Source organism: Streptomyces corchorusii (assembly GCF_001514055.1).
Classification (GTDB): domain Bacteria; phylum Actinomycetota; class Actinomycetes; order Streptomycetales; family Streptomycetaceae; genus Streptomyces; species Streptomyces olivaceoviridis.
In genome coordinates, this window is the sequence record NZ_KQ948360.1 from 208,841 (window position 1) to 229,369 (window position 20,529).

Below are 20,529 nucleotides of genomic sequence, written 5' to 3' on the forward strand. Positions count from 1 at the left end.
TGCGTGCGCGGACGCGGTCTCCAGGGGGTCCAGGTGAGTGCTTCGCGGCGGAGTGGGGCCACTGATGAACTGGGGCCGGACGAGCCCGGTGAGTCCGGCGGCTCCGATCTGCTCGCCGCGCTGCTCGACGGCATGGACGCGGCGCTGTGCGCCTTCGACGCCGACGGGGTCGTGACCCACTGGAACCGGGAGGCCGAGCGGATCCTCGGCTGGACGGCCGCCGAGGCCGTCGGGCGGCACGGGTTCGCCGGCTGGGCGGTGCGCAGCGCCGACGCCGTGGAGGTGCAGGCCCGGCTGATGTCGGCGATGCGGGCGCCGGGCCGGCAGGTGCACGAGTTCGCGCTGGTCACCAAGGGCGGCGGGCGGGTGCTCGTGCGGACGCAGTCGGCCGCCGTACGCGGACCCGACGGGAAGCCCGCGGGGGTGTACTGCGCGTTCAGCGAGGTGCACGCGCAGATCGACCTGGAGCGGTCGATCGCGCTGAGCGAGGCGCTGTTCGAGGACGCGTCCTGGGGAGTCGTCCTGGTCGACGCCGACCTGCGGCCCGCCGTGGTGAACGCGCACGCGGCGCGGGCGCTGGGGGTGGGGCGCACGTCCGTACTGGGACGTCCGCTGGGCGAACTGCTCGCGCAGGGCGTGGAGGAACTGGAGGCCGCGCTGACCCACGTCCTGGCCGAGGGCGCGCCGCCGGCCCCCGCCGACATGTGGCTGACCGTCCGCGCCCCCGGGGGCGAGAAGCGGCGCTGCTGGCGCAGCGGGTTCCTGCGGCTGGCCTCACCGCTCGCCGAGGAGCCGGTGCCGCTCGGGGTGGGGTGGCTGTTCGAGGACGTCACCGAGGCCAAGCAGGGCGAGCAGGAGGCGGCCCTGCTGCGGTTCCGGACCAACCAGCTGCACCGGGCGGCACGGGCCGCGGCCGAGTGCGAGGACCCGGCGGAGGCGGCCACCGTCCACCTGGACTTCGCCCTCGCCGGCTTCGCCGACCACGCCCTCGTCGACCGGGTGGCGGACCGCCCGCGCGCGCAGGGCGCGGAGGACGCGGACGGCCGGGGTCCGGTCCGGCTGGTACGGATCGCGGCCACGCCCGCCGGGGCGCCGGGCCCGAGCCTGCTCACGGGCGCGGCCGGGCTTCCCCTGCGCTACCCGGAGGGCCACCCGGCGCTCCAGTGCGTGGAGCGGGGCGGCACCGTGCGCGCGGACGCCGGATCGGTCTCCGCCCAGCGGGCGCGGGAATGGGCGCGGGAGCGCCAGTGGCCCGACGACGCGGTGCACGCGCTGTGCGTGGTGCTGCGCAGCCGGGGCCGGACGCTGGGCGTCGTGACGTTCCTGCGCGGTTCCGGCCGCAGCCGCTTCGAACGGTCCGACACGGCGTACGCGGAGGACGTGGCCGTACGGATCGCCACGGCACTCGACCTGGCGGAGACGCTGCGCGACCGCCCGGAGACGCGGGCGCCCTGACGGGCGCGGGACGTCCCCGGGGTGTGGTCAGTGCCGGTAGAAGATCCGGTCGCCGTACTCCGTCATCACCCGGCCGTTCCACTCGTGGCCGCCGTCGACGTTGCCGGAGCGCAGCAGCGGGGGTTCGATGCCGCGGTCGGCGAGGGTGGCGGCGGTGGTCGCGATGACGGCCTGCATCAGGGCGCTGGTGACGACCGTGGACGCGGGGGCGAAGGGCGCCGGGATGGTGTCGAGGGTGAGTTCCGCGTCCCCGACGGCGATCTTCGAGTCGAGGACGACGTCGCAGTGGTCCTTCAGGAAGGTGCCGGAGGAGTGCCGGGACGTCGTCTCCGAGGCGTACGCCACCGAGGTGACGCCGATGACCTTCACGCCGAGGGAGCGGGCGGTGAGGGCCATCTCCACGGGCAGCGCGTTGCGGCCGGACAGGGAGATGATCACGAGGGCGTCGCCGGCGCGCAGCGGCGACGTCTCCAGGACGGCGCTCGCGAGGCCGTCCACGCGTTCGAGGGCGGAGCCGAGGGTCGCCGGGGTGACGTCGACGCCGACGACCCCGGGGACGGCGAGCAGGTTCATCAGGGCCAGGCCGCCCGCGCGGTAGACGACGTCCTGGGCGGCCAGGGAGGAGTGCCCGGCGCCGAAGGCGAACAGCCGGCCGCCGGCCGCGACGGTGTCGGCGAGCAGGGTGCCGGCCGCGGTGATCGCCCCGGCCTCCTCGTCGCGGACCCGTTGCAGCAGGCCGATGGCGGCGTCGAAGAACAGGTCGGCAGGCGTGCCGTCGCTCATGCGGTGCCCCTTCGCAGCGTCTGTGTCGCGGATCACCGTGCGGTCTGGACCAGTGCGGTGTCAATACGGCCGGGCGGACCCGCCCCGCGCCCCCGGGCCGGCCCCCGTTTTCCCGGTGCCGCCCGCTTGTCAGTGGGATCCGGCAGAATTGGTGCCAGGGCCAGCGCACGCGGCCGGCCGCCGGCAGAGGTAATCGAGGGGCACGTATGTCCGGACTGATCGACACCACGGAGATGTATCTCCGCACCATCCTCGAACTCGAAGAGGAAGGCGTCGTCCCCATGCGCGCCCGCATCGCGGAGCGGCTGGACCAGAGCGGGCCGACGGTGAGCCAGACGGTGGCGCGGATGGAGCGCGACGGCCTGGTCTCCGTGGCCAGCGACCGCCACCTGGAGCTGACCGACGAGGGCCGCCGGCTGGCGACGCGCGTGATGCGCAAGCACCGCCTGGCCGAGTGTCTGCTCGTCGACGTGATCGGGCTGGAGTGGGAGCAGGTGCACGCGGAGGCGTGCCGCTGGGAGCACGTGATGAGCGAGGCCGTGGAGCGCCGCGTGCTGGAGCTGCTGCGGCACCCCACCGAGTCGCCGTACGGCAACCCCATCCCGGGCCTGGAGGAGCTGGGCGAGAAGGACGGCGCGGACCCGTTCCTGGACGAGAGCATGGTGTCGCTGGCCGACCTGGACCCGGGCTCGGACGGCAAGACGGTCGTCGTCCGCCGTATCGGCGAGCCGATCCAGACGGACGCGCAGCTGATGTACACGCTGCGGCGCGCGGGTGTGCAGCCCGGTTCGGTGGTGAGCGTGACGGAGTCGCCCGGTGGCGTGCTGGTGGGCAGCGGCGGCGAGGCGGCCGAGCTGGAGGCGGACACCGCCTCCCACGTGTTCGTCGCCAAGCGCTGAGACGGAGAGGGCCCCGGCGCTTGCGCGCCGGGGCCTGTCCTCCCCTGTGCTGACCCGGAGCCCCGAGCTCTCAGGGTCATCCCCTCGGACCGGCTTTTCCCCGAGCGGTCCGCCTCCCGCCAGAAGACATCCCCTCGGCTGAGGCGATCATTCCCTGAGAGGTGTCACTCAAATGAGGGGTGTTGTCGGCGGATACGCAATTTTCGAATAGGCATTCGATAGCCTGAAGCGGCTGGGCGAGGACGGCGGAGCTGGGGGGCCAGGTCAGATGGCACGGCGTATCGAGGTGACGGGAGCGGGCGGGGTGCGCCTGGCCGCCTGGGAGTTCGCCGACCCTCCGAAACCGGAGGCGGATCCGGACGCCGAGGGGGACGCGGAGTCCGGCGCTCCGGGCGTGCTCTTACTTCACGGTCTGATGGGCCGCGCCTCCCACTGGGCGCCCACCGCCCGCTGGCTCGCCGGCCGCCACCGCGCCGTGGCGCTCGACCAGCGCGGCCACGGCCAGAGCGAGAAGCCCCCGCGCGCCGCGTACACCCGCGAGGCCTACATCGAGGACGCGGAGGCCGCCGTGGAACAGCTCGGCCTCGCCCCCGTCCTCCTCATCGGCCACGCCATGGGCGCGCTGACCGCCTGGCAGCTCGCCGCCAAGCGCCCCGACCTGGTGCGCGGCCTGATCATCTGCGACATGCGGGCCTCCGCCCTCGGCGCGGCCTCCCAGCGCGAGTGGGCCGACTGGTTCCGGTCCTGGCCCGTCCCCTTCGCCAGCCTGGCCGACGTCCGCAAGTGGTTCGGCGAGGACGACCCCTGGGTGGAGCGCCCGAACCCCGCGCGCGGGTCCTTCTACGCCGAGGTGATGCACGAGTGCGAGGACGGCTGGCGGCCCGTCTTCGACCCCGAACAGATGCTCAGCTCCCGCGAGACATGGGTCTACGACGCCCACTGGGAGGAGCTGGCGCAGGTGCAGTGCCCGGCGCTGGTGGTGCGCGGTGTGGACGGCGACCTGGGGCGGGCGGAGGCCCAGGAGATGGTGCGGGTGCTGCCGCGCGGGGAGTACGCGGAGGTCCCGGACGCGGGGCACCTGGCCCACTACGACCTGCCGGTGGCTTGGCGGGCCGCCGTGTCACCGTTCCTCGACGGCTTGGCCGGGGGTCTGAGCGCTTAGGCGTCTGCCGGGTTGTTCTTCCGTCGGCGGCTGCGGGTCGTCGCCGGCTGATCGCGCAGTTCCCCGCGCCCCTTCAGGGGCGCGGGGAACTGCGCGAGTACGTACCACTCACCCGCACTCGCCCGCGAAAGAACGACCCGGCAGACGGGTGGGCGCACCGCCTAACGATCCCTCCCGCACGCATAGGCCAGCGGCGAGATCAACTCCTCCGCGTCCGGCAGCCACCGGTTCGCCGGCGTCGGCCGGCGGGCCCACTGCACGGCACCCCGGGACCCGAACCGCGTGGGCGGCGCCGCCACGTACGCGCCCTCGCCCAGGGCCGTGAGGTCCAAAGACGCCGGTGACCAGCCGAGCTTCCGCACCAGCTCCGGCACCTTCGCGGTCGCACCGGGCAGGACGAAGAACTGCATGCGCCGGTCCGGGGTCAGCGTGACCGGCCCGAGCGTCAGCTCCATCCGCTCCATACGGGCGAGCGCCAGGAACCCCGCGCTCTCCGGGACGGACAGCGCGTCGAACGTCCGGCCCGTCGGCAGCAGGATCGCCGCCGCCGGCTGCTTCTGCCACATCCGGCGCACGACGGTCGCACTGCCGGTCGCCTGGGTCGCCCAGTCGGGGCGCGCGGGGTGCGCACCCGGCGCAAGGCAGGAGGCGTCGCCGCACGAGCAGCGCTGCCTGCCGTCAATGGCTTCCAGCCAGGTGCCCGGGAACACGTCCCAGTGCCGCTGCTCGGCGTAGCGTACGGCGGTCTCCAGCAGCGATTCCCCGCGCTGCTGCGGGATGTGACCGGCCGTCTGAGTCTCTTGGGCGCCCGCGATCGTCTCTTCCACGTTCCACTCAACTCCCGCGCCCACCTGGAGTTACGGCCGTAACGCGCGCGGGGGAGGAGCATCGATTCGGCAGTCGGGGCGCATGGGTGCATCGCCGGGGGCGCGCGGGAGGGGGCGGGGCGTGAGATGGGTAGCCAGGGATGGGGGCAAGCGTCTTTACCCCGGCAAACCGCACATGTCACGCATTGACGGTATGTCAGCTGGGCAGTGATCTTCCGGCCGGAACTTTGTGCTCCGGAGGATCGCAACATGCTCCAGGGGATCGCACCGCAGGGGGTAGCACATGGCCGCAAGGCCTCTCGTGGCGAGGCAGCCGAACGAACGGTTGCAGGCACTCATCCAGGAAGCGGGGTGCTCGAACGCCGGACTGGCCCGGCGGGTCAACATGTGCGGCGCCGAGCACGGCCTCGACCTGCGCTACGACAAGACGTCCGTGGCCCGCTGGCTGCGCGGCCAGCAGCCGCGGGGCCGGGCCCCGGCGATCATCGCCGAGGCGCTCGGGCGCAAGCTCGGCCGTACGGTCACGATCGACGAGATCGGCATGGCCAACGGCAAGAACCTCGCCTCGGGGGTCGGTCTCCAGTTCTCGCCGACGGTACTGGGGGCCATCGAGCAGGTCTGCGAGCTGTGGCGCAGCGACGTGGGGCGCCGGGACTTCCTGTCCGGTTCCTCCGTCGCCGCCTCCGCGCTGGTCGAGCCGAGCCGCGACTGGCTGATCTCGGCGCCGGACCCGCAGGTGGCCCGGCAGGCGGGCCCGCGGGTGGGCCAGTCCGACGTGGCGGCCGTACGGTCCATGACCCGGGCGCTGGTGGACCTCGACCACCAGTACGGCAGCGGGCATGTGCGCCCGGTCGTCGTGCACTACCTCAACAGCGTCGTCTCCGGGCTCCTCGCGGGCTCCTACCGGGAGGCGGTCGGCCGGGAACTGTTCGCCGCCGTCGCCCGGTTGACGGAGCTGGCGGGGTACATGGCCGTCGACACCGGGCAACCGGGCCTCGCCCAGCGGTACTACATCCAGTCGCTGCGGCTCGCGCAGGCCGCCGGGGACCGCGGCTACGGCGGTTACGTGCTCGCCGCGTCCATGAGCCACCTCGCCGCGCAGCTCGGGAACCCGCGTGAGATCGCCCAGTTGGCGCGGGCGGCGCAGGAGGGGGCGCGCGGGCAGGTGACCCCGCGCGTGGAGGCGATGTTCCACGCCGCCGAGGCGCGCGGGCACGCCCTGCTCGGAGACGCGCGCGCGGCGCAGGCGGCCGCCGGGCAGGCGGTCACCGCGATGGAACGGGCGGACGGCTCCGCCGGGGACGACCCGGTGTGGATCGCCCACTTCGACGAGGCGTATCTGGCCGACGAGTTGGCCCACTGCCACCGCGACCTCGGGCAGGCCGACCAGGCCGCGCGGTACGCCGAGCAGTCGCTGGCCGGGCACCCGGAGTCCCGGGCCCGCCGGCGCGCCATCGGCTACGTGCTGCTCGCCACGGCCCAGGTGCAGCAGCGCGAGATCGAGCAGGCCTGCATCACGGGCATGAAGGCGGTGGAGCTGCTGGAGACGCTCCGCTCCAACCGGGGCGCCGAGTACCTGGACGACCTCCAGCAGCGGCTGGAGCCCTTCCGGGAGGAGGCGGTGGTACGGGAGTTCGGGGCGCGGCTCGATCTCCAGCAGGCCGCGTGAACACCGGCTCCGCCGGCGCGTGAACGAACGGGAAACGGCACCCGGGTGTGCGCCGGGTGCCGTGCACGGCGCATCACGGAGCGGCGGTGTTACCGCGGTCACAGGGAGGAGGTCGCGAACCGCGCTGCGTGGCACGGGGCTCGGGGGAGCCGGTAGCGTGAGCCGACGATTCACAAGGTCCCCCATTAGTAGGAGTCCCGGTGACGCAGAGTGGACAGGGCGAGGAGCCCTCGGCGCGGACCGCGCGCGAAGGCATCGTGCTGCCCTCCGACGGAGGAGAGCCCCTGCTGCCGGGCATGACCGGGACGCCCGCCCCCGCCCAGCCGGCCGGCGGACAGTCCTGGGGCGGTTCCTGGGGCCCCGAGCAGCAGGCGCCCCAGTCGGACCAGGGCTGGCCCCCGGCGGCGGCGCCGCAGTGGGACGCCCCCGGCGGCCCCGGCCAGCGGCCCCCGTCCGCCGCGAACCCCGGCCCGCTGCCCCCGGAGGGCGCCCCGGCCCCGTCGTACGGCGGCCAGGCCCCTGGCTACGGCGGCCCGACGGCGTCCTACGGCGGCCAGGAGGCGCAGTACGGCGGCGGCCAGGCCGGCCCCGGTGCCTACGGCGCGGCCCAGCAGCCCGCGTACGGCGCGCCCGACCCGTACCAGCAGCACGCGCAGCAGCAGCCGTACCCGGCGCAGCCCGCCGCCGCGCCGCAGCCGCCCGCGTACCCGGCCGCCCCGCTGCCCGCGAGCGCGGACGGCGCGACCCAGTACCTCCCGCCGGTCCCGGCCGGCCCCGCCGCCCCCGGCGACGAGGGCGCCACCCAGTACATACCGCCCGTGCCCGCCGCGTCGGCCGACGGCGCCACCCAGTACATACCGCCGGTCCCCGCCGGGAACGGTGTCCACGAGGCGGCCACCCAGTACATGCCGCCGGTCGCGTCCGGCGCGCTGCCGCCGGAGTCGGCCGGCGAGGAGACGCGGTACCTCGGCCAGGCGCCCCGGCAGGCGGCGCCCGCGCCCTCGGACGCGGAGGCCACGCAGTACATCCCGCCGTACGCCGCCCAGGCCCAGGCGCAGGGGGCGGACCGGCAGCCGCCCGCCGAGTTCGACAACCTCTTCCGCGGCGGCCCCGGGGGCGGCGACAGCCCGGCCGGGTCCACCCAGCAGTTGCCGCGGATGCAGCAGCCGGACGCCTACCCCGGCCCGGCGCAGTCGTCGTACCGCCCGGCGCAGCCGTCGTACGACGCGGGTCCGGACGACGACGGCGGGCGGCGCCGGGGCCGGTCGCGGGTGCCGCTGATCGCCGCGATCGGCGTCGGCATCGTCGTGCTCGGCGTCGGCGCCGGCGCGCTGCTCAGCGGCGGCGGCGACAAGGACCAGGGCGGGGACGACAAGACGGTCGCCGCCGCCTCCCCGGCCACCCAGGACTCCGCCTCGCCCGCCGCCGACCCCGCCCGGCAGCAGGCCGTCGAGCTGGACAAGCTGCTCGCGGACAGCGGCAGCAGCCGGGCCTCGGTGATCCAGGCGGTGGCGGACGTCAAGCAGTGCGACAACCTCGACCAGGCCGCCTCCAGCCTGCGGGACGCGGCCCGGCAGCGCGGCCAGCTCGTCACGCGGCTCGGCAAGCTGTCCGTGGACAAGCTGCCCGGCAACGCCGATCTGACGGCCGCGCTGACCAAGGCCTGGCAGGCGTCCGCCGCGGCCGACAACCACTACGCGGCCTGGGCGGACCAGGCCAAGGGGCACAAGGTCTGCCGCAAGGGACACGCCCGCACCACCGGCGAGACGCAGGCCGGCAACCGGGAGAGCGGCACCGCCAGCGCGCAGAAGACGAAGGCGGCGGCGCTGTGGAACGCGATCGCCAAGCAGTACGGCCTCACCCAGCGCCAGCCGACCCAGCTGTGACCACCGGCCGTCACGGCACGTCGGCGTTCTCCAGGGTCGAGGTCATGTCGGCGATCCCGTCGGCACCGCCGATGCCGCGGCGGGCCGCGACCAGTTTGCCGTCCTGGACCACCTGGAGGGTGACGTCGGCGTTGACCAGCCGCGGGAAGCCGACCACGGCCAGCTTGCCCTCGTAGGGCCAGTGCAGGGTCGGGGTGAGGCCGCCGGTGGAGACCCGCAGGCCGTCGTTGAGGGTGCGCCGCACGGTGTCGGCGCTCACCTCGCCGTCGCCGATCTTCTCCAGGACGGCCTTGAGCACGGTGTAGGCGATCCACGTGGTCTGCACGCCGGCGTCCGCGGGGTCGATGCGGTTGTCGCCGAACGCCTCCTCGTTGATCACCTTCTTCATCGGGTCCCAGCGGTGGTCGGAGGCGACCGGGTACCAGCCGGTGATGTACGCCCCCTCGTACGGCCCCGACGCCCCGCCCGTCGCGTTGATGACGGTCTGGTCGACGCTGCCGAGCACGGTCGCCGTGCGCACGGCCGGGAAGTCGTCGCGGGACCGCCGGAAGGAGTCCATGAAGGTGTCCGTGCGGTCCCCGAGCGCGGGCACCACACAGCCCTTCCGCGTGACGCCCTCGGTCGCGTAGCGCAGCGCCTGCTCGGCCTGGCCGCCGTACTCGGTGGCGTCCTCCGCGGCGAGCTGGTCGCCGGCGTCCGCGTGGCCGCCCGCCTTGAGACCGGCGTCGAGCATCGCGGGCAGCTGGTCGCCGGCGATGCTGTCCGGGCGGACCAGGGCGACGTTGCCGCAGCTTCGCGCGAGGGCCTTGCCGAGGCCGGCGAGGAGGGCGGGCTGGCCGCCGTTGACCGGGTAGGACATCGCGCCGGTGAACTCGTCGTTGGTGACGCCGTAGCCGCCGATGTAGGGGATGCCGGCGCCTTCCAGCGGGGCGAGGTAGGAGTCGCCGAACTGGCTGTAGGAGCCGACGACCGCGACCACGTTCTCGGTCGCGGCGCGCCGGGCGCACTTCGCGGCGCCCACGCTGTCGTTGTGGTCGTTGCAGGTCAGCACCTCCAGCCTGCGGCCGTTGATGCCCCCGTGAGAGTTGATCCACTTGGCGTAGGCGCGGGCCATCGCGGGCATGCCGGGCTTGTTGGTCGCGTCGGTGTCCTGCGGGGCCCAGGTCATCACCTTGACCGGGTCATCCCCGGAGCCCCCCGTGGCACCGGGGATGATCCCGCATGCGGCGGTGAGCGACGCACAGAGGGCCACCGCTCCCGCCGCGAGGGCGCTGGCTCTGACGGGGCGGGGAAGGACGGGAAGAGGGGTACTGCGCGTGCGTCGCCTGCCGGTCATGCGCACACACGATTCCCTCACAGCCCTAACCCGGGAGTGACCCTTGGTCAACGAAGGGTGACGTTGAGGTGAATTACGGGGGCATGTGGGGCTTCTGGGGTGGGGAACGTACGATCGATGACCGTGCAAGGTTCGGAGAACTCTTCCCGTCGCGGCCGTCGCTCCTCCACCATGGGCGGCATGCCCTTGAACGACATGCCGTGGTGGCGCTGGCGCAGCAATGTGCGCTCGGCGCTGCACATGCTCTCCGACCCGGTGTTCCAGCGGGAGGTCTGGCTCGCCGGCGTGGACGGCTACGGTGACGTCACGGACGCCGTGTACCGGCTGGTGGAGGACACCTGGCTGGACAGCTGGTCGGCCGAGAAGTACGTCGGCACCATATTCCGGGACTCGCAGGAGGCGGCGCTCGTCGACACCGCCGTGCTGCGGGTGCTGCGGATCATGCACCAGGTCGGCCCGGACGCGCCCGTCGCCGCCTACCTGGACCACTCCGGCTGGCCGGACGCGGTGCGGGCGGCCCGGGACGCGCACGTGCGGATGTCGGTGAGCGACGGGGAGGACCCGGACACACCGCCGAAGAGCCTGGACGTGCTGCGGATCCTGACGAGGTCCTGACGGGGCCTGGCGGGGCGCGGCGGGGTCCGCGTGGCGGACGGCCGCCCCATGGCGGGCGGCCGGTGTGGGACCCTGTGGTGCATGACCGATCAGTCCGCCTCCGCCGCCGCACCGGCCGACCAGTACGTCCTCACGCTGTCCTGCCCGGACAAAAAGGGCATTGTGCACGCCGTGTCCAGCTACCTGTTCATGACCGGCTGCAACATCGAGGACAGCCAGCAGTTCGGCGACCACGACACGGGACTGTTCTTCATGCGCGTCCACTTCTCGGCCGAGGCGCCGGTGACGGTGGACAAGCTGCGGGCGAGCTTCGCCGCGATCGGTGACTCCTTCCACATGGACTGGCAGATCCACCGGGCCGACGAGAAGATGCGCATCCTGCTGATGGTCAGCAAGTTCGGGCACTGCCTGAACGACCTGCTGTTCCGGGCCCGGATCGGCGCGCTGCCGGTGGAGATCGTGGGCGTGGTGTCCAATCACACCGACTTTGAGGAGCTGGTGGGCTCCTACAACATCCCCTTCCACCACATTCCGGTGACGAAGGACACCAAGTCGGAGGCCGAGGCGAGGCTGCTGGAGATCATCCGCGAGGAGAAGGTCGAGCTGGTCGTCCTCGCCCGCTACATGCAGGTCCTCTCCGACGACCTGTGCAAGCAGCTCAGCGGCCGGATCATCAACATCCACCACTCCTTCCTGCCGAGCTTCAAGGGCGCGAAGCCGTATCACCAGGCGCACGCGCGGGGTGTGAAGCTGATCGGCGCGACGGCGCACTACGTCACCGCGGACCTGGACGAGGGCCCGATCATCGAGCAGGAGGTCGAGCGGGTCGGGCACGACGTGACGCCGGACCAGCTGGTGGCCATCGGCCGGGACGTGGAGTGCCAGGCGCTGGCGCGGGCCGTGAAGTGGCACGCGGAGCGGAGGATCCTGCTCAACGGGCGCCGGACGGTGGTGTTCGCCTAGCCGGTCGGGCGACCCTTCGGGGGCGCGGGGAACGGCGCGGGCAGCCCCGGCCACCCGCAGCCGCCGGCGCCTGCGGTCCCGCCCCTACATCCGGCTCAACGACGCGACCGCGAACAGCACGTCCTTGATCGCCTCCCGGTCGCCGACCCGGCCCACCGCGGCTTCCGCCGGAGGCACATGCCCTGCCGCCAGCTTGCAGAACTCCACGCCGTCCAGGGCCACATGGGCCACCTCGAAGTCGGCGGAGCCCACCGCCGCCGGTGAGTCGAGGGGGATCAGCCACTCGCCGCCGGCCGGTCCCTCGATCTCCAGGCGCAGGCTGCGGCCGGGCGCGCCCGCCGGGACCAGGTGCAGGGTCCGGCGGCCCGGCGCGGACAGTCCCGCCCGGCGGCGCGCGGCGAGCGCCGTCGGCAGCAGACGGGCCGCGAGGTCGATCATCCGGTTGAGGTGCCGCGGCGCCGGCGGCGCGTACGGATAGTCCACCGCCTCGGCGATGTCCTCGGCGTGCACCCAGCACTCGAAGGCGCGGTCCAGCATCGCGTCGTGCAGCGGCAGCGCGAAGTCGCCGTACGGCACCGTGAGCCCGCCCGCGTGACCGCCGGTGAAGGACACCGTCCGCACCAGGCTGTGGCTCTGCTCCCGCCACGGCCCCCGCACCGAGCGCGTCGGCGGGAAGTGCGAGGCCCGCCAGTACGCCTCCGTGCGGCCCGCCGGACCCACGGCGTCCTCGCCGGCGACCTCGGCCAGCGGGTCCTCCAGCCCGAGCGCCGTCGCGATCAGCCCGTCCACCGACAGCAGGTGCGCGATCACCCCGGCGACGGTCGAACGGCGGCTCGTGGGTGCGTCGGCCTCGAACCAGCGCAGCCGCACCGGCGCGTGCCACTCCGCGTCCCCGAAGTCCTGGAGCAGCGCGTCCAGCCGCGCGGTCTCGGCGTCGTACGGCGCCGCCCAGCCGGGCACCGGGATGCGCGGCGGCCGGCGGTTCAGGCAGGCGGCCAGGACGCGGGTGCGCAGCGCCGGGTTCAGGTCCAGGGTCTCCGGCTGGTGCAGCAGGCCGACCGCCTCGCGCAGCCGGCGGGCCTCGTCGGCGCAGGATCCGCAGCCGCCCAGGTGCTCCTCGACGGCCGCCGTCTCCGCCGCCGAGCAGGCGGCCAGCGCCCAGGCGCCGAGCAGCGACTTCAGGACGTCGTGCGACAGGTCGAGCGGCACGGGTGCGAGGTCTCCCGGATCGGCGAGGTCGGGCAGCGGGAGCCCGCTGTCCTCCACGGACGCGCGGGGCGTGGGTATCCGCGGCGCCGGAGCGGTCCCGGACCCGCCGGCACCGCACGGCACGTCCCCCGAACCGCCGCCGCGCCCGCCGCGACCCCCGGCACCCGTACCGCGTCCGTCGTCCTCCCGGGGCCGTTCGCCGTGTGCGGCACCGCCGTTGCCCGCCTCCCCGTGGCCGGCGTGTTCGCCGTACTCGCCGTACTCGCCGTACTCGCCGTACTCGTCGTGCGCCCCGAAGCCGCCCGTCCCCGTCACACCGCACCCCGGTATCCCGGCGGTGTGCCGGCGTCGTGGGCGGTGGAGAGGAGTTGGAGGCCGAGGCGGAGCCGGCGGCGGGCCTCGTCCTCGGTGACGCCGAGGTCGGCCGCGGTCTGGCGGTAGTCGCGGCGCTGGAAGTAGGCCAGGTCGAGGGCGGCGCGCAGCGGGGCCGGCATGGAGTGCACGATGTAGTCGGCGCGGGCGGCGACCGAGGCGCGGCGGACCTCGCTCTCCAGTTCCTCGCGCCGCGGCTGCTCCGGTTCCTCCCGGTCGCGCAGCCGCTGCACCGCGACCCGGTGGGTGACGGCGGCGATCCAGGAGCGCAGCGGGCCCTGCTGGGGGTCGTAGGTCTCGGGGTGTTCCCAGACGTGGGCGAAGACCTCGCGGGTGACGGCGTCGGCGTCCTGCTCGTCGGCGAGGACGCGGTGGGCGAGGCTGTGCACGAGAGAGGCGAAGCGGTCGTACAGCTCGCCGAGGGCGGCTGCCTCACCGCGCGCGAGCCGCTGCTGCATCTTGCGGTCCCGGCGGGGCGGTACGTCCTTCCTGGCCATGCGGTCCCCTCCCCTCGACCTGTCCGGCCCGTCCAGCCTGTCGGTCCTGCCCTCTCGAATGTAGTCGGCACGCCTGACGGCGCACGCCCCTTTGTGTCAATGTGCGCCCCCGGAAGGGCCGCAGGTGATAGTGCCCCCTTCACACATCCTTCACACGAGATGCGTGCACCTCTGATCGAACAGGATCGATAGTGACCGAAACAAGCCCCTAGTCGATCGACTGCCGTTTGTCGCATCACGTTTCAGGGAACGGCCGCTGGGCAGCCGCGCGACAGGAAACGTAGGAACTGCTTCCGTTTCCGGGCGGTTCCGGGAGATCCGGCGAGCGGAGGGCAGGGCCGTGGCATTCAGTGTGACCGGCGTCGAACAGGGCGAGTGGGCCGTCCTCCGGGTGTCCGGGGAACTGGACCTGATGACCTCGCCGGTGCTGCGCCAACGGGTGCACGACAGCGTCGCCGAGGGGCACCACAGCCTCGTCGTGGACCTCTCCGACGTGTTCTTCTGCGACTCCAGCGGGGTCGGCGTCCTCATCGCCGCCCGCCGGCTGATCCGCTCCTGCCAGGGCCGGCTGCGGCTGATCCTGCCGGACCGGGGGGCCGAGGACGGCTCGCACGTCAACCGCGTGCTCGGCGCGCTCGGCGTGCGCCGCCTCTTCGACGTCCACCCCGACCTGGACTCCGCGACCACGGACGAGGCCGGGCCGCTCTCCGCCTGAGCGGCCGTCACGGCATCGCGACACGGCCACACTGTTGTCGCGGAATTCCCCCGGTCTTGGCACAACCGACGCATTCCCGCCGTCTGCCGGCCGCCCGCGTCGTACGCTCCCTGCCAGGTCACCCCCCACCCACGGGCAGGACCACCCGTACGACCCTCATGTAAGGCGGCCCGAACAGACATGGTCAGCACCGAGTACGAGCGCAGGATCGCCGCCCGGTTCGCCACCTTCGACCAGGACGGCAACGGCTACATCGACCGGGAGGACTTCAACGCGGCGGCCAAGGCGCTGCTCGCCGAGTTCGCCGTACCCGCCCGCTCCGACAGGGGGCAGGCGCTGTACGCCGGCGCCGAGGCGTTCTGGCAGGGCATGGCCGGCATCGCCGACCGGGACGGCGACCAGCGCATCACCCGTGCGGAGTTCGTCACCGGCGCGGTCAAGCGACTGCGTGACAACCCCGGCCGCTTCGCCGAGATCGCCCGCCCCTTCCTGCACGCGGCCCTGGCGGTGGCCGGCGCCGACGCCGACGGCCGGATCGGCACCGCCGACACCGCGCGCGTGCTGCGCGTGTTCCACGTCCCGGAGGAGACCGCCCGCCAGGCCGCAGCCGCCCTCGACGCCGACGGCGACGGCAGGATCGGCGAGGCGGAGATCGTACCGGCGTTCGCGCGCTACTTCACGGTCCCCGAGTAGCGGGAACCCACGGCACGGTCCGGCCGCGGCCGACCGGACCGCCCTCACCCGAACCGCTCCCGCAGCGAAGTCATGGCCCACGATGTTGCGGACGGTGGCCTGTTGGCGTCACGGAGCGTTGATATCGGGTTGTGTCCTTCGCGGGACTCGTCACGGCCCGGAGTCGGGTGTCCGCTCGGGTACCTTGTGTGAGATGCGAGTGGCTGCGCGGACGAGCCGGGCCGGCGGTGCCCTTGGGGCGGTGCCGGGTCGCGCGGTGCGCGCCGCAGCTCGCAGGGCGTTCAGGCCCGTTGTCCCCGTCTGTTCGACTCCCCGGCACGAGCGTCGCACAGTATGCCCTACGCGTACTCCTTCGCGCGGGAATATGCCCGAAGCGCTTGTTGGGGTGACTGTACGTCAACCATGCTGTCTCGCAAGGGAGTCACGTTCCGTGACACTTGCTCTGGCCGTTGTTCTGGCCATGCAGAAAATGGCTGGGATCGTGGCCCTCGTGATCGCCGCCGCGGCTGAGACCGCGGAGCGCGGTTGGCGCGGGGTCGTCGATCCGCCGGTTCGGATGGTGTGAGCGGTGCAGGTGCTTCAAGTGCAGCTGGAGATCCGGCCCGACCCCGCGGAGGTGGGACGGGCGAGGAGGTGGGCCCGCTCGCGGCTCGCGGGATCGGGGATAACGGCCGACGAGCCGCTGGCCGAGACCCTGATCCTGCTCGTCTCCGAGCTGGTGACCAATGCCGTGGTGCACACCGGCCGGCCGGCCGTGCTGCGGCTGTGTCTGCCGGGCCCGGCGGCCGAGGAGTGTCCGTCGGCCACGGTGCGGGTCGAGGTGACCGACCGCAGCTCGCGCGCGCCCGTGCCCCGCTGCGCCGACGACGACGCCACCGGCGGCCGGGGTCTGGCCCTCGTGGACTGTCTCGCCGACCGCTGGGGCTGGAGCCCCGAGGGTGCCGGCAAGAGCATCTGGTGCGAACTGGACCGCTGTTCACAGCCCCGGCAGAGCGCCGCGCTGGCGTGCGGGGGCGGACTGTCCGCGTACGGGGATCTCGCCTTTGAAGCGGTGTAGCGGCCCGGAGCGGTGGTGCGCCGGGGGGTGCGCCCGTGCGCGGGTGCCGTGAGCGGGGCTGCCGCAACACGGGTCCGTACCGGCGTTGACGTTCCCTGGGTGCCTGATCAGGCTGGGGTGCGTCGATCCGCCGCGAGGGGACGGCGAGGGCCCGGGCTGACGGCGGTCCTCGCCGAGTGCGGGTCGTATCGGACGGCGGCGCGTGCGCGTGACGGTGGGGGGAGGCGCGCGCCGCCGACCGCGGACGCGCCGCCGCCGTCGTTCACAGGATCGCCACCGGGGCCACCGGTGTCCCCGTCGCGCCCACGAACGGCTCGGGCATCGCCGACAGCAGGAACGTGTACCGGCCCGTTCCTCCACAGGCTGTGGACAACTCTTCGAGATTCCAGTTCCGGCCCTGGAGCATCCCCCTCTCCACCAGGTGCAGCGCGTGCACGGGCAGCCACAGGTTCTCGATCTCGGGCGGGAAGACCTTGAAGGTGAGCGTGTCGTTCGCGACCGCCGCCACGTCGCGCGCGTGGAACCACTCCGGGCAGCGCACCGAGAGCCCCGGCGACGGATGGCCGTAGCCGTGCTTGTCCCCGGCCAGGTACACCCGCACCTGTCCGGTCCGTACGAGCACGATGTCACCGGCACGCGCGCGCGTACCGGCGAACTCGACCCGGTGTGAGCCCGTGTGAGCCCGTGTGAGCCCCCGTCAGGTGCCCCCGGCCGACGTTGTCCACAGGCTCGGGACGAGGGGGCGGCGGTTGTCGGTGGCGGCCCCTACCGTCGAGGCATGAGCTACCGCGATGTCGTCTCCCGGCCGGTCCTGACCTGGGCCCTGGTGGCCGTCGGCGCCCGCATGCCGGTGGCCATGGCCCCGCTGTCCCTGGTCTTCCTGGTCCGCGAGCGCCCCGGCGGCTACTCCCTGGGCGCGGCCCTCGCCGCCGCCTACGTCATCGGGGAGATCATCGGCGCCCCTCTGCTCGGCATGCGCCTGGACCCCCGGCGGGCCCGCCCGCACCTGGCCGCCGGACTCGGCGCGGGCGCCGCCGGATTCGCGGGCCTCGGCGCGTTCCCCGGCGCGCCCGCGGCGCTGCTCACCGCCTTCGCGTTCCTCGCCGGGGCCGGGCCCGCCGCCGCGCCCGGCGGGCTGCGCACGTGGCTCACCTCCCTGGTGCCGGCGCACGCGGCGGCCCAGGCGCTGTCCGCCGAGTCGGTGCTCACGTTCGGCGTCTGGGCCGTCTCCCCGGGCACCGTCACGGGGCTCGCCCTCGGCGCCGGCCCCCGCCTCCCGCCGCTGCTCGCCGCCGCCCTGATGGCGTCGTCCGCCGCGGGCCTGTGGCTGCTCCCGGCCGGCCGGGCGGCGGACGGGCCCGGCGGTCCGGCCGGGAGCGGCGACCGGGACGGCGGGGGCGCGTCGAAGCCGCGCCTGCTGGCCCGCGCCTGGCCGGTGTACGTCACGGGCGCGGCCAGCCTGTCCCTGCTGGCCCTCGCCGAACTCGTGCTGCCCGCCCTGCTCGAACAGCGTGGCATCGGCGTCGGCCGGGCGGGCCCGCTGCTCACGGTGATGGCGGCGGCCTCCGCCGTCGGCGCCTTCCTGTACGGCCTGCGGTCCTGGCCGGGGCTGCTCCGCACCCGCAGCGCGGTCCTGATGACCGGCATGTCGGCCGCGGTCGCCGCGGTCGCCCTGATACCCGGCACGCCGGGCATCGCGGCGGCGCTGGCGGTGGCCGGGCTGCTCCAGTCCGGCGCGATGCTCACCCGGAACCTGTCCCTGCGCGAGGTGCTCCCGCCGCACGTCCTGGCCGCGGGCTACTCGGTCATGTACGCCGCCGTGGGCGCCGGTTACGCGGCGACCGGTTCGCTCGCGGGCGCCCTGCTGCCGCGCACCGCGCCCTCCACGGCGATCCTGGCCGGGGTGGCCCTCACCCTGCTGCTGACGGCGGTCGGCTGGTGGGGCGAGAGACGCACCGGCCGGTCAGCGCCGGGTGCCGACGCCGTCCTGCCGGTCGGCGCCGCCGGTGCGGAAGGCGCGCCGGTAGGCGGTGGGCGTGACCCCGAGGGCGGCCTGTAGGTGCTGGCGCATCGACTGGGCCGTGTTGAAGCCCGACTCCCGGGCCACCTGGTCCATCGACAGGTCCGTGGACTCCAGCAGGTGCCGGGCGCGCTCCACGCGCTGCTGGGTGAGCCACTGGCCGGGGCTGATGCCGACCTCCTCGCGGAAGCGGCGGGTGAAGGTGCGTACCGACATGGCCTCCTGCTCGGCCAGGTCGCGCAGCTGGATCGGCTCGTGCAGCCGGCCCAGCGCCCAGGCGCGGGCGGCGGTCGTCGTGGCGACCTGCGGGTCGGGGACCGGGCGGTGGATGTACTGGGCCTGACCGCCGTCGCGGTGGGGCGGTACGACCGTGCGGCGCGCCACCTCGTTGGCGACGGCCGTGCCGAAGTCGCGGCGGACCATGTGCAGGCACAGGTCGATCCCGGCGGCGACCCCGGCCGAGGTCAGCACGTCCCCGTCGTCGACGAACAGCACGTCCGCGTCCACCTTGACCTTCGGGAACATCCGCTGGAAGCGCTCGGCGTCGGCCCAGTGCGTGGTGGCCGGGCGTCCGTCGAGGTAGCCGGCGGCGGCGAGGACGTAGGCGCCGGTGCAGATGGAGGCCAGCCGGGTGCCGGGGCGGACGAGGGCGAAGGCGGCGGCCAGTTCGTCGGTGAGCCGGCCCTCGTCGTAGAGCGGGCCGAGTTCGTAGGACGCCGGGACGATCACCGTGTCGGCCGTCGCCAGCGTCTGTGGGCCGTGCGCGATCTGCACGGCGAAGTCGGCGTCCGTCTCGACCATGCCGGGCGGCCGGACCGAGCAGGTCACGACCTCGTACAGGTGCCGGCCCCGGGCGTCCCGTGGACGGCCGAAGATCCGGTGCGGGATGCCCAGCTCGAAGGGCAGTATGCCGTCCAGGGCGAGGACGGCGACCCGGTGCGGCCGGAATCCCCCTGCGACTGCGCTCGTCATGGCCCGATCATAGCGAAGTATGTCCAGCGGGCCACTCGATGCATGAGCATGCGCACGGGAGGGTGGGGGCGTGACTCAGACAACCCCAGCCGCCGCTCCCGTCCAGCTCCCGCCCGCCCGGCGTGGCCGCGTGCACCGTGCCTGGTTCGTCGCCGCCGTCACGTTCGTCACGATCACCGGCGCGGCGGCCTTCCGATCCCTGCCCGGCCTGCTCATCGACCCGCTGCACCAGGAGTTCGGCTGGTCGCGCGGCACGATCGGCGCCGCCGTCTCCGTCAACCTCGCGCTCTACGGCCTCACCGCGCCCTTCGCCGCCGCGCTGATGGACCGTTTCGGCATCCGCCGGGTGGTGGCCGCGGCGCTGACCGTGATAGCCCTCGGCTCCGGCCTGACCGTGTGGATGACGGCGGCCTGGCAACTGCTGCTGTGCTGGGGCCTGCTGGTGGGGCTCGGCACCGGCTCCATGGCCCTGGCCTTCGCGGCGACGGTGACCAACCGCTGGTTCACCGAACGGCGCGGTCTGGTCACCGGCGTCCTCACCGCCGCCTCGGCCTCCGGCCAGCTGGTCTTCCTGCCGCTGCTCTCCTGGATCGTCGAGCGCCACGACTGGCGGCCCGCCGCGGTCACGGTCGCCCTGGCCGCGTTCGCCGTCGTCCCCTTCGTCTGGTTCCTGCTGCGCGACCACCCGGCCGACGTGGGCGTGGCGCCGTACGGGGCACGCGCGTTCGTGCCCAAGCCGGCACCCGTCACCGGCGCCGCCCGCCGCACCCTCGGCGTCCTGGCCTCCTCCGCCCGCACGGGCACCTTCTGGCTGCTCGCCGGCACCTTCGCGATCTGCGGCGCCTCCACCAACGGCCTCGTCCAGACGCACTTCGTGCCCGCCGAGCACGACCACGGCATGCCCGTGACGACGGCTGCCTCGCTGCTCGCGGTGATCGGTGTGTTCGACGTCGTCGGCACGATCGCCTCCGGCTGGTTCACCGACCGCTTCGAACCGCGCCGCCTGCTCGCCGTCTACTACGCCCTGCGCGGCCTGTCCCTGCTGTTCCTGCCGATGCTGCTGGGCCCCGCCGTCCACCCGCCGATGCTCTTCTTCATCGTCTTCTACGGCCTCGACTGGGTCGCCACCGTCCCGCCGACCCTGGCCCTGTGCCGCGAGCAGTTCGGCGAGGACAGCGCCATCGTCTTCGGCTGGGTGCTCGCCTCCCACCAGGTCGGCGCGGCCGTCGTCGCCTACCTCGGCGGAGTCGCCCGGGACGTCTTCGGCTCCTACGACGTCGTCTGGTACGCCTCCGGCACGCTGTGCGCGGCGGCGGCCCTGATGGCGCTGGTCATCCGGCGCACCGCACCGGCCGCCCGCACCCTCGCCGTATCCTGACCGCACCACCGAACCCACACC

19 protein-coding genes and 1 pseudogene are annotated in these 20,529 nt (G+C 73.9%); 13 read left to right on the top strand and 7 right to left on the bottom strand.

Annotated elements, in window-relative coordinates; all coding sequences use genetic code 11:
• Positions 1-33: 33 nt before the first annotated feature.
• Positions 34-1,455, top strand: coding sequence for a PAS domain-containing protein (locus AQJ11_RS26450; RefSeq protein WP_059264778.1), 1,422 nt, complete (start codon positions 34-36; stop codon positions 1,453-1,455).
• Positions 1,456-1,482: 27 nt separating this feature from the next.
• On the opposite strand, the gene AQJ11_RS26455 is transcribed toward AQJ11_RS26450, so the two are convergent.
• The gene (locus AQJ11_RS26455; protein ID WP_014673346.1) at positions 1,483-2,238 is read right to left on the bottom strand and encodes an SIS domain-containing protein; all 756 of its coding nucleotides are present in this window, start codon (positions 2,236-2,238) and stop codon (positions 1,483-1,485) included.
• Positions 2,239-2,444: 206 nt separating this feature from the next.
• On the opposite strand from AQJ11_RS26455, the gene AQJ11_RS26460 reads away from it, so the two are divergent.
• Together AQJ11_RS26460 and AQJ11_RS26465 are read left to right on the top strand one after the other, a co-directional pair.
• Positions 2,445-3,137 carry an iron-dependent transcriptional repressor DtxR gene (locus tag AQJ11_RS26460; protein WP_014673345.1) on the top strand — a complete coding sequence of 231 codons (693 nt, stop codon included), beginning with the start codon at positions 2,445-2,447 and terminating at the stop codon, positions 3,135-3,137.
• Between the two features lie 268 nt (positions 3,138-3,405).
• On the top strand, positions 3,406-4,299 hold the full coding sequence (locus tag AQJ11_RS26465) for an alpha/beta fold hydrolase (RefSeq protein ID WP_059264619.1): 894 nt from the start codon (positions 3,406-3,408) through the stop codon (positions 4,297-4,299).
• Between the two features lie 161 nt (positions 4,300-4,460).
• Here AQJ11_RS26465 and AQJ11_RS26470 read toward each other — a convergent pair whose 3' ends face one another.
• Positions 4,461-5,126 carry a bifunctional DNA primase/polymerase gene (locus AQJ11_RS26470; RefSeq protein ID WP_059264620.1) on the bottom strand — a complete coding sequence of 222 codons (666 nt, stop codon included), beginning with the start codon at positions 5,124-5,126 and terminating at the stop codon, positions 4,461-4,463.
• A gap of 283 nt (positions 5,127-5,409) precedes the next feature.
• On the opposite strand from AQJ11_RS26470, the gene AQJ11_RS26475 reads away from it, so the two are divergent.
• Together AQJ11_RS26475 and AQJ11_RS49935 are read left to right on the top strand one after the other, a co-directional pair.
• Positions 5,410-6,795 (top strand): NsdA family TPR-like regulatory protein, encoded by a 1,386-nt coding sequence (locus tag AQJ11_RS26475; RefSeq protein WP_041665291.1) that lies wholly within the window; start codon positions 5,410-5,412, stop codon positions 6,793-6,795.
• Positions 6,796-6,995: 200 nt separating this feature from the next.
• A complete protein-coding gene (locus AQJ11_RS49935) occupies positions 6,996-8,681 on the top strand; it encodes a hypothetical protein (RefSeq protein ID WP_059264621.1) in 1,686 nt (561 codons plus the stop codon).
• 10 nt (positions 8,682-8,691) lie between these two features.
• Here AQJ11_RS49935 and AQJ11_RS26485 read toward each other — a convergent pair whose 3' ends face one another.
• The gene (locus AQJ11_RS26485) at positions 8,692-10,017 is read right to left on the bottom strand and encodes an ABC transporter substrate-binding protein (protein ID WP_208616618.1); all 1,326 of its coding nucleotides are present in this window, start codon (positions 10,015-10,017) and stop codon (positions 8,692-8,694) included.
• Between the two features lie 117 nt (positions 10,018-10,134).
• Here AQJ11_RS26485 and AQJ11_RS26490 point away from each other — a divergent pair, with 117 nt between their 5' ends.
• Together AQJ11_RS26490 and purU are read left to right on the top strand one after the other, a co-directional pair.
• Positions 10,135-10,632 carry an SCO4402 family protein gene (locus AQJ11_RS26490; protein WP_041665290.1) on the top strand — a complete coding sequence of 166 codons (498 nt, stop codon included), beginning with the start codon at positions 10,135-10,137 and terminating at the stop codon, positions 10,630-10,632.
• An 81-nt stretch (positions 10,633-10,713) separates the two neighbouring features.
• Positions 10,714-11,595, top strand: a complete 882-nt coding sequence (gene purU, locus AQJ11_RS26495; protein ID WP_059264622.1) for a formyltetrahydrofolate deformylase — start codon at positions 10,714-10,716, stop codon at positions 11,593-11,595.
• 84 nt (positions 11,596-11,679) lie between these two features.
• Here the strand turns inward: purU and AQJ11_RS26500 are convergent, their stop codons facing one another.
• Both AQJ11_RS26500 and AQJ11_RS26505 read right to left on the bottom strand, forming a co-directional pair.
• Positions 11,680-13,119, bottom strand: coding sequence for a zf-HC2 domain-containing protein (locus AQJ11_RS26500; RefSeq protein ID WP_398780589.1), 1,440 nt, complete (start codon positions 13,117-13,119; stop codon positions 11,680-11,682).
• Positions 13,116-13,673 (bottom strand): sigma-70 family RNA polymerase sigma factor, encoded by a 558-nt coding sequence (locus tag AQJ11_RS26505; RefSeq protein ID WP_014673335.1) that lies wholly within the window; start codon positions 13,671-13,673, stop codon positions 13,116-13,118. The genes AQJ11_RS26500 and AQJ11_RS26505 overlap by 4 nt, the downstream gene beginning before the upstream one ends.
• Positions 13,674-14,013: 340 nt before the next feature.
• Between AQJ11_RS26505 and AQJ11_RS26510 the strand changes: the two genes are divergently transcribed.
• From AQJ11_RS26510 to AQJ11_RS26520, 4 genes are all read left to right on the top strand, one after another.
• The gene (locus AQJ11_RS26510) at positions 14,014-14,388 is read left to right on the top strand and encodes an STAS domain-containing protein (protein WP_014673334.1); all 375 of its coding nucleotides are present in this window, start codon (positions 14,014-14,016) and stop codon (positions 14,386-14,388) included.
• 180 nt (positions 14,389-14,568) lie between these two features.
• A complete protein-coding gene (locus tag AQJ11_RS26515; protein ID WP_059264623.1) occupies positions 14,569-15,081 on the top strand; it encodes an EF-hand domain-containing protein in 513 nt (170 codons plus the stop codon).
• 430 nt (positions 15,082-15,511) lie between these two features.
• The gene (locus AQJ11_RS52155; protein WP_257726420.1) at positions 15,512-15,646 is read left to right on the top strand and encodes a hypothetical protein; all 135 of its coding nucleotides are present in this window, start codon (positions 15,512-15,514) and stop codon (positions 15,644-15,646) included.
• Between the two features lie 18 nt (positions 15,647-15,664).
• Positions 15,665-16,138: an ATP-binding protein gene (locus AQJ11_RS26520; protein ID WP_014673332.1), complete on the top strand. Its 474-nt coding sequence runs from the start codon at positions 15,665-15,667 to the stop codon at positions 16,136-16,138.
• A 262-nt stretch (positions 16,139-16,400) separates the two neighbouring features.
• On the opposite strand, the pseudogene AQJ11_RS26525 reads toward AQJ11_RS26520, so the two are convergent.
• Positions 16,401-16,796 (bottom strand): annotated as a pseudogene (locus AQJ11_RS26525) (cyclase family protein); the annotation flags it as partial.
• Positions 16,797-16,916: 120 nt separating this feature from the next.
• Between AQJ11_RS26525 and AQJ11_RS26530 the strand changes: the two are divergent.
• Entirely contained in the window at positions 16,917-18,197 is a 1,281-nt protein-coding gene (locus tag AQJ11_RS26530) for an MFS transporter (protein ID WP_059264624.1), read from the top strand.
• Here the strand turns inward: AQJ11_RS26530 and AQJ11_RS26535 are convergent.
• A complete protein-coding gene (locus AQJ11_RS26535) occupies positions 18,102-19,130 on the bottom strand; it encodes a GlxA family transcriptional regulator (protein ID WP_059264625.1) in 1,029 nt (342 codons plus the stop codon). The two genes, AQJ11_RS26530 and AQJ11_RS26535, sit on opposite strands and share 96 nt — an antisense overlap.
• A 70-nt stretch (positions 19,131-19,200) precedes the next feature.
• Here AQJ11_RS26535 and AQJ11_RS26540 point away from each other — a divergent pair, with 70 nt between their 5' ends.
• Positions 19,201-20,508 carry an MFS transporter gene (locus AQJ11_RS26540; RefSeq protein ID WP_208616619.1) on the top strand — a complete coding sequence of 436 codons (1,308 nt, stop codon included), beginning with the start codon at positions 19,201-19,203 and terminating at the stop codon, positions 20,506-20,508.
• Positions 20,509-20,529 lie beyond the last annotated feature (21 nt).